This is a genomic window from Micromonospora sp. NPDC048999, assembly GCF_040649295.1.
In the GTDB taxonomy this organism is placed as follows: Bacteria; Actinomycetota; Actinomycetes; order Mycobacteriales; family Micromonosporaceae; genus Micromonospora.
Map to the genome: position 1 here is coordinate 75,225 of NZ_JBEZFI010000028.1, position 8,551 is coordinate 83,775.

Sequence of the window (8,551 nt, forward strand, 5' to 3'; positions counted from 1 at the left end):
GAGGCGGGGCGGAGAGGGTCAGTTCGGATCTTCCCGTACGGAATCGTCGGGGGCGCGGCGGGGATCGCGTTGCCGTGGGACCTCCTTGCGTGCCGGCACCCACCCACCCGGCCGGGTCGGCCGGGTAGGTGCCGGCCCGCTCTCCGTGGCCAGGTCCTCCGTCTCCTGGACCAGGTAGTGCGGCCGGCGTTTGGATTCGTAGTAGATCCGGCCGATGTACTCCCCGATCACGCCGAGAATCGTCATCTGGATTCCGCCGAGACCGATCACGCTGACGATGGTGGTGGTGTAGCCGGGAACGTCGATGCCCTTCTCGACCGCGTCGGCGACCACCCAGGCCATGTAGCCCACCGCAATCAGGGTGAGGAACAGGCCCCCGTAGATGGCCAGTCGCAGCGGCCGGTTGTTGAACGACAGGAGCCCGTCGAACGCGTAGTTGAAGAGCTTGCCGAAGCTCCACCTGCTCCGCCCAGCCTGGCGGAGCTCGTTGCGGTACGAGATTACGACGGTCCGGAACCCGATCCAGGAGAACAGCCCCTTGGAGAAGCGGTTGTACTCCGGCATCGCCAGCACCGCGTCCACCGCGAGCCGGGACAGCAGCCGGAAGTCGCCCGCCCCGTCCTCCAGCCGTACGTCGATCCACCAGTTGACGATGCGGTAGAAGGACCGAGAGGCCAGCATCCGCAGGAACCGGTCGCCGTGCCGGTCCCGGCGGGCGATCACCTGGTCGAACCCCTGCCGGTACAGCGTCACCATGTCGGGCAGCAGCCGGGGCGGGTGCTGCAGGTCGGCGTCCATGATGACCACCGCGTCCCCGGTGGCGCGGTCGAGGCCGGCCAGCATCGCCGCCTCCTTGCCGAAGTTCCGGCTCAGCGATGTGTAGCGCACTGACGGGTCCCTGGTGGCGAGCCGGCGCAGCGCATCGAGAGTGCCATCCTCGCTGCCGTCGTCGACGTACACCATCTCGACTTCGACGTCGGGCACGTCCGCGAGCGCCTCGGTCACCGCTGTGTACAACCGCTCCACCGAGGCTTCCTCGTTGAAGCAGGGCACCACTACTGACAGCCGCACCGTCGTCACCCCGTCCGGTCCGTGTTCGTCGACCCGTCACCCAGGCCGCGCCGCGCCGCGCCCGCCTGGTCAGAGGTGGTAGACCAGCACACCATCGAGTTCCTCCCGGGTGATGCCCAGACCATCGATCGGTCGGGCCGCGATGCCTTCCCACGGCGTACCGTCGGTTTGGCCGGGCAGGGCCACCACCGAACGCACCCCGATGCCCCGCAGGTACGCCACGCTGCCCGGGTCGGGGAAAGACGCCACCGCGGTCCGGGTCTGCGCCTGGGTGACGGGCTCGAAACCGCCCAACCCGTTGGTCACCCGGGGGAACCCGTCGGTCGTCCACAACATGTAGACCAGGTCTCCCACGCCGCCGGCGGGTAGCACCAGGATCGGCTCCTCAGCCGTACGCATCGCGGCCGGGGGCCGCGGCACCACCGGGTGCGGCGTTCGGTTCATCCCTTCGAGGGTGACCAGGGCCAGCGGCACCAGCAGGATCGCCGGCGTGAGTATCCGCGTCCAGTTCCGGGCCGGCACGCGGCGTAGCGCCTCGGCGAGCGCGGTCACCAGTCCGGCCGCCAGCACCGCCAGCAGCAGGCTGGTCCAGTGCATCATCCGGCCCGGCGTACGCAACGCGTCCCACCCCGGCAGGTGCTTGGACAGCGTCAGGTAGCCGGGATCGCCGTCGCCGCCGAGGGTGGCGCCCAGGCCCAGCAGCACCGTGCCGAGGACGCCGAGCCCCAGCGCGACCCGATGCCGGGCCGGGTAGACCGAGACGAAGAGCCCCGCCCCGGCCAACCCGATCAGCATCATCCCGGGCAGCAACGCCATCTCCGGCGGCCAGGAGAGCTGTTCCCGGGCCGCCGCGTGCGCCTCGCCCCACAGCCACGAGTCCGCCGGCGCGGTGACGAAGCCCATCAGCGGCGGCGAGAACATCACCGTCCAGTCCAGGGTCCGCTCGGCCTGCGGGTTGAGGTCGACGACCCGCAGGTAGACCAGCCCCAGCAGCAGCGTCACCGCGCCGAAGACCAGCCCGCCGGCCAGATCCGCGATCAGCAACCGTCGACCGAACGGGGGCCGCTCCCGCCGTCGCCACCAGGACCAGCCGTAACCGCCGGCGGCCACCAGCACCACGGCGAGCAGGACGTACACCAGCGGCAGCCCGATGCCGAAACCCAGGCTGACCTGCCAGGCGGCGACCAGCCAGCCGGCCAGTGCCCAGCCCGGCCGGCGCCGCTCCGGCCGGTACCCGCGCCGCAACGACCAGCCGTGACCGCGGGCCAGCATCGCCAGGCACAACGCGATCCCGCCGCTGGACAGGATGTTCAGGTGACCGGAGTGGGCCAGCCGCCACGGCGCGAACGCCCATGCCACGCCGGCGACCGCACCGCCCCACCGGCCCGCGCCGAGCTGCCGGACCAGGGCGTACGCCCCGACGAACGCCAACGCGTGCAGCAGCACGTACAGCACGTTGTACCGGATCAGGGCGGCTTCGAAGCCCGAGCCGAGCATGCCCGTCGGGGCGTACCCGAGCAGGGTGTCGCTGTACGCGAACGTGTACTTCTCGGGGTAGAAGGTGTTCGAGTCCCAGAGGCCGGACGGGTCGGTGAGCACCGCGTGGCCCGCCCAGGCCACCTGCCACGCCTGGAGCGTCGGATCGCCGAGATCGCCGGGGATCGTGCTGGCCGGATGGCGCAGCGTCGGCCAGGTCAGCGCCACCGCCAGCGCCAGGCCACCCAGCACCGCCAACGTCCATTCGTGGCGGAGCCACCGCCAGCGATGCCACCTGCCATGGGGTGGGCCGGTGGGGGCAGGGCTGTGGTCGGTGTCGGCGATCGGTCGCGCCTCGGTGGGACCGGTGGTCATGGAAATGGATACTTCCCGATGTGCATGGCCTTGTCGATCAGTGGTTCGAACGGTGGGCTCGCAAGGTCGGCTCAGGCGCCCGGCTTAAGCGCGACCACAATCGACTTAGATTAGGTTGAAAAGTTGGGAATGTGAACAGCTTTCGCGGGTCGCCGGTGGTTGGGGGAGGGGCCGGCGCGTCCCTCACACCCTGCAGCCACACCGGCGAACTCAGCCGACGGCGGTGCCGAACCACCGTGGCAGGTGGTGGAGCAGATCCTGCTGATCGTCGCCGGCCCACGCCACGTGGCCGTCCGGCCGCAGCAGCACGGAGGGCACATCCAGCTCCTCGCTGACGTCGACGACGTGGTCGACCCGATCTGCCCAGCCCGCCACCGAGAGTCGGCCGGTCTGGTCGAGCAGCAGCCCGCGACCGCCGTGCGTCAGCGCGTAGAGGCGCCCCCGCTTCAGCCGCACGTCCCGCATTCGCCGGCCGAGCAGCTCGTGGCCTTCGCCGAAGTCATAGCGGACTCCGATCGCGGTGAGCTTCTCGATCAGGTACCGGTTCACGTCCTCGAAGTCCATCAGTTCCGACACCAGGCGGCGCACCGATTGGGGCCCCGGCTCGGTGGACATCAGGTGCATCTGCGCGCGGGTGTTGTTCAGCACGTCGGCGGCCACCGGGTGCCGTTCGGTGTGGTAGCTGTCCAGCAGCCCCTGCGGTGCCCAGCCGTTGACCTCGGCGGCCAGTTTCCAGCCGAGGTTGAACGCGTCCTGGATGCCGAGGTTGAGGCCCTGGCCGCCGGTCGGTGGGTGGATGTGCGCCGCGTCGCCGGCCAGCAGCATCCGGCCGACCCGGTAGCGCTCGGCCTGCCGGGTGGCGTCGCCGAAGCGGGACAGCCAGCGCGGTGAGTGCACGCCGAAGTCGGTGCCGGCGAATGTCCGCAGTTGTTGTTTGAAGTCATCGAGGGTCGGCGCGATCGTCCGGTCCTCGGCCACCCCCTCGGCGGGTACGACGACCCGGTACGCCCCGTCCCCGATGGGCCCGAGGCCGAACCGCTTCTGGGTCTTGCGGACCTCGGCCACCACGGCGGCCACCGTCTCCGGTGGCACGGCTACCTTCATCTCGCCCAGCAGCGTCTCGACCCTGGTGGGCTCGCCGGGGAAGCCGACACCGAGCAGCTTGCGCACGGTGCTGCGGCCGCCGTCGCAGCCGACAAGGTAGCGCGCGCGCAGCCGAGTGCCGTCGGCCAGCTCGACGGTCACCCCGTGGTCGTCCTGGCTCAGCCCGACCAGTTCGCAGCCGCGCCGGATCTCGGCGCCGAGCTCAGTGGCGCGCTCGGCCAGCAGGCGATCGGTGGTGGTCTGCGGAATGCCGAGGACGTAGGCATGAGCGGTGTCCAGCCCGTCGGGCGAGGGCTTGTCGATGCCAACGAAGAAACCGCCGACCGGGTACTGCCGGCCGTACGCGAGGAACCGCTCCAACACGCCGCGCTGGTCCATCACCTCGATGCTGCGCACGTGCAGACCGAGCGCGCGGACGTACGCGGTCGGCTCCGCCTCCTTCTCCAGCACGAGCACCTGCACGCCGTGCAGCCGTAACTCACTGGCCAGCATCAAGCCGGTCGGTCCACCGCCGGCAACGATCACGTCAAGCATGTGCCCCCCAGGTTCTGGCTTCGGCCGCAGAGTCTGCGGCACGACCCGGGTCTTGCCGCAAGACCCCCCGTGTGTTATACGTTGGAAGTGGCGGGGGGTCGGTCCCTCTTCCGGCGCGAACTGCTGATCACTCGGGCGTGGCTGCGGGGCACGCGATGACCGGTTTGCGGGCCGCGACGCGTTCCACGGTGCCGGCCTTGAGCCGCTGGGTTTCGGCGATCTCGAACCCGGCGGCTTTGACGAGGGGTAGCGGGCGGCGGGTGAAGTGTTCTCCGGCGGCGCGGATCGTGATTCGCTCCAGGAGCCATTGGCAGGCGTAGACCGGCGGCCAGGTGCTGCGGATGTGGTCGAGTAGCAGCAGGCGGCCGCCGGGGCGCAGCACGCGTTTCATCTCGGCGATTGCGGCAGCCGGGTCGGGGATGCTGCACAGCGACAGGGCGCACACCACGGTGTCGAAGCTGTCGTCGTCGAACGGCAGTGCCTGGGCGTCTGCTTGGCGCAGTTCGACGTCCAACCCGAGGTCGGCCGCGTGCTGCTTGGCGATGGCGAGCATGGCCGGGCTCAACTCTATGCCGGTGATTCTCACGGCGGGCGGATAGAAGTCGAAGCTGCGACCGGTGCCGACCGCCACCTCCAGGACGCGGCCTTCGACGCGCGCGCCGATCCATTCGCGGCCGCCGGCGAACTGGACCTTCTCGAGGAAGCGGATGTCGCGGTCGTAGCGGGGTGCCATTTTCTCCGCCGCCCGCAGCACCTTCGCGGTCGGATTGTCCTGTGTGTCCACAATGTCCTCCATCGGCCAGGGTCCGGTTGCTTCGGGGCGTGCGTCCCCGGACGCCAACGGCCTCGCCTCCAGTCTTGCTGCCTCGGGACACGTTACGGATCGTGAAGTTCCGACGATGCGCGATGCCGCCCGGAACCAGCCCTCCGGGCCCTGGCGCTGACCTGGCGGCTCCGGCGGCAAACATGCTGGCCAAGGCCGTCGCCCTGCATGATCACGACGGATGACGGAGTCATACGGCAGCCTTCTCGACATTTGCACCATGACGGGCCGCTCGTGTCGTCCCTAGTGTCGTGATCACGTACCTCTCGGTCGTGCGGTTCTCAACCTGCACTGAGGGTCGCCCAAGGGAGAATGCCAAGGGAGCATGTGTTGAAAACGAGATCCCTCGTGGCGGGTGCGGTCGCTCTGGCGACAGCTGTGGCAGTGCAGCTGTATGGAGTCGGCACCGCAGCCGCCTACGACCCGTCGGGCCCGGGCCCGTCGGACAACTCCGCCCATGGCGGTCCGATCCTCGACGACGTTCACAACGTCCCGACGACCGCCGTCGCGGGCAACGTCACGTTCATCGACAATGTCAGGGGAGTCAGCGGCTACGCGGCGCTGAACTTCATCAACTACGACAAGTACGGCCATGACTTCATGTTCGCCAACGGCACCGGTGGCCTCGCCATCTGGTCGCTGAAGGATCCCGAGCACCCGGCCCTGGTCTCCAAGATTACGGCGGCCGAGCTGCGCCTGCCGGGGGACACCCAGGACCGGTTCTGGGAAGGCGAGAACATGACCGTCGACCCGAAGCGCAAGCTGGTCTTCCTCATCCGGGACCCGCGCGGCTTCGGTGGCACCGTCAAGACCGGCCAGTCCGGGGTCTACATCGTCGATGTCAAGAATCCGTGGAAGCCGGAGATCATCGTCTTCCACCCGATTCCGGCCGGACACACGTCGACGTGCATCAACGACTGCAAGTACCTGTGGTCGGTCGGTCCGGCCAACACCGGGACCCCGGGCCACGACCCGTCCTGGAACGGCGTGCCGGTGCGGGTGACCGACATCCACGACGTCAAGCACCCGTACACCTTCGACCGGGCGGTCGACCTCGACCGGCTCGACGGGGTCACCGACTACGTGCACAGCGTCGACGTCGACAAGGACGGCATCGCCTGGGTCTCGGGTGAGGGCGGCGTACGCGGCTACTGGACCGAGGGCAACCACTACGACCCGGTGCAGAAGCGCAAGCGCGTTGCGACGGCGTACGACCCGGTGCCGTACGCGGGCGGGACCGTCGATCCCATCAACCCGGCCGGCACCGCCTTCTACGACTTCTTCGACCACAACGCGTACCACCCCACCGAGAAGGTCGGCTCCTTCGACAAGGGCGAGCTGCTCTACATCGCCAACGAGAACGTCACGACCTGCTCCCAGGCGGGCGAGTTCAAGATCGCCTCGTTGAAGGGCAGCTACGACGGTGAGGGCTGGCGTTCCACGCCGGAGAAGCCGTTCCGGCTGGAACTGATCAGCCACTGGTCGCCGTGGGGCAAGGAGGGGTCGGCCACCAGCGGTAGCTGCTCCGCGCACTGGTTCACAGTGAACGGCAACATCGTGGCGCAGGGGTGGTACGGGCAGGGCACCCGCTTCCTCGACGTGTCGGACCCGCGGAACCCGACCCAGGTCGGTTACTTCCGCGTGCCGGCGGGGCAGGGCGTGACCGGTGGCTCGGCGTCGGCCGTCTACTGGCACAACGGCCTGGTCTACGTCGCGGACTACAACCGGGGTGTCGACGTCCTGCGGTTCGACGGCAAGCTGGCCGGCAACCCGGACAAGAAGATCTGCTGGAACTCGTGCGACAAGTAACCAGCTGAGTAAGATCACCGGCCCGAGCGCGGCGACCGCCGCGCCCGGGCCGGCTTTCAGTGTGACGGACAGGGAGGTGGACGGTGCGACGCAGAGGTGCCGTACGCGCGATCGCGCTGGGCGGAACCGCGCTGGTGGTGAGCGGTCTGCTCGCCGCGTGCTCTGCCTCTGACGAGGGCGGGGACGCCCCGAAGCTGCGGGGCGAGATCACGTTCGGGGTGCTGGCCCCGCTTTCCGGCGACATGGCCGAGCGCGGGCAGGACCTCGTCGACGGGGCGCAGATGGCTGCCGCTGAGATCAACGACCAGGGCGGGGTGCTGGGGCGGCAGGTGAGGCTGGCCGTCGAGGATGGCGGCTGCGCGCCGGCGACCGGAGAGCAGGGGGCGACGCGGCTGGCCACCAAGAGCGTCGTGGGAGTGATCGGCGGGCTGTGCGAGGACGCGGCGGTGGCGGCGGCGAAGGCCGCGAACGGCACGCCGTTCCTGGTCTCCTCCGCACGCGCGGACTTGCTGCTCGAGGCCGGGTTGCCGTTGGCGTTCCCGATGGACGGCACGGTCTACCAGGAGGCGATGGCCGCCGTGCACTGGATGGGCTACCGGAGCCCGCAGCGGGTGGCTGTGCTCGGAGACGGGTCACCGGCCTCGCGGCAGCTGTCCGGACTGGTGACCGATCGGATCAAGGCCGACGGCCTGAAGGTGAGCATGCGGAGCGCCGGGACAACGGGTCCCGATCTCGCGGGGCTCACCAGCACCGTCACCGGTTTCGAGGCGGACTTCGTCTACTGGACGGGGCAGGCGGAACCGGGTGGACGGCTGCTGAGCACCCTTCGTGAGGCCGGCTACACCGGCTATTTCATGGCCTCCTCTGAGTCGGACAGCCTGGAGTTTCTACAGACCGCGGGCAAAGCGGCCGAGGACGCGTACCTCACCATGGCCGCGGGCCCACGCCTGCTTCCGGCAGCGGCAGAATGGTCGGTGCGCTTCAAGGACCGCTACCGGCGGGACCCGGGCCGTGACGCGATGCAGGCCTACGACGCGCTCCGCGCGCTGGCCCAGGCGGTGCGCCAGGCGGGGGACAGCGCTCCCTCGAAGGTCGTCGACAACCTCCCGCGGCTCGAAGACTTCACCACCTTCACCGGGACGCTCCGCTTCGCCGCCGACCACTCGCTGACGTACGACAACTATGTCGTCGCCCAGGTCCGGGGCGGCAGGCTCATCCTGGCCAGCAAGCTGCGTACGGACTAGGCGGATGATGCGTGGGGTGGGTGCCGCGGGTCGTGGTCGGGCGTGGCTGATCGTGCGGCTGATGGTGGTCGCGTTCCTCGTGGTTGGCGGGTTGGGCACGGATCTGGTCGTGACG

Annotated in this window: 6 protein-coding genes; 2 read left to right on the top strand and 4 right to left on the bottom strand. The window is 69.5% G+C overall.

All coding sequences use genetic code 11. The annotated features are described in order from the left end of the window. Positions 1–18: 18 nt before the first annotated feature. The 4 genes from AB0C02_RS24220 to AB0C02_RS24235 all read right to left on the bottom strand — a co-directional run bounded on the left by AB0C02_RS24220 (position 19) and on the right by AB0C02_RS24235 (position 5,356). A complete protein-coding gene (locus AB0C02_RS24220; RefSeq protein WP_357551079.1) occupies positions 19–1,080 on the bottom strand; it encodes a glycosyltransferase family 2 protein in 1,062 nt (353 codons plus the stop codon). Positions 1,081–1,140: 60 nt separating this feature from the next. Beyond that, on the bottom strand, positions 1,141–2,922 hold the full coding sequence (locus AB0C02_RS24225; RefSeq protein ID WP_357551080.1) for a hypothetical protein: 1,782 nt from the start codon (positions 2,920–2,922) through the stop codon (positions 1,141–1,143). 210 nt (positions 2,923–3,132) lie between these two features. Then, on the bottom strand, positions 3,133–4,560 hold the full coding sequence (gene rox / locus AB0C02_RS24230) for a rifampin monooxygenase (RefSeq protein ID WP_357551081.1): 1,428 nt from the start codon (positions 4,558–4,560) through the stop codon (positions 3,133–3,135). A gap of 127 nt (positions 4,561–4,687) precedes the next feature. Continuing rightward, positions 4,688–5,356: a methyltransferase domain-containing protein gene (locus AB0C02_RS24235; RefSeq protein ID WP_357551082.1), complete on the bottom strand. Its 669-nt coding sequence runs from the start codon at positions 5,354–5,356 to the stop codon at positions 4,688–4,690. A gap of 411 nt (positions 5,357–5,767) precedes the next feature. Here AB0C02_RS24235 and AB0C02_RS24240 point away from each other — a divergent pair, with 411 nt between their 5' ends. Together AB0C02_RS24240 and AB0C02_RS24245 are read left to right on the top strand one after the other, a co-directional pair. After that, positions 5,768–7,192 carry a hypothetical protein gene (locus AB0C02_RS24240; protein WP_357551083.1) on the top strand — a complete coding sequence of 475 codons (1,425 nt, stop codon included), beginning with the start codon at positions 5,768–5,770 and terminating at the stop codon, positions 7,190–7,192. An 83-nt stretch (positions 7,193–7,275) separates the two neighbouring features. Continuing rightward, complete coding sequence (locus tag AB0C02_RS24245) at positions 7,276–8,436, top strand: branched-chain amino acid ABC transporter substrate-binding protein (RefSeq protein WP_357551084.1); 1,161 nt, start codon at positions 7,276–7,278, stop codon at positions 8,434–8,436. Positions 8,437–8,551 lie beyond the last annotated feature (115 nt).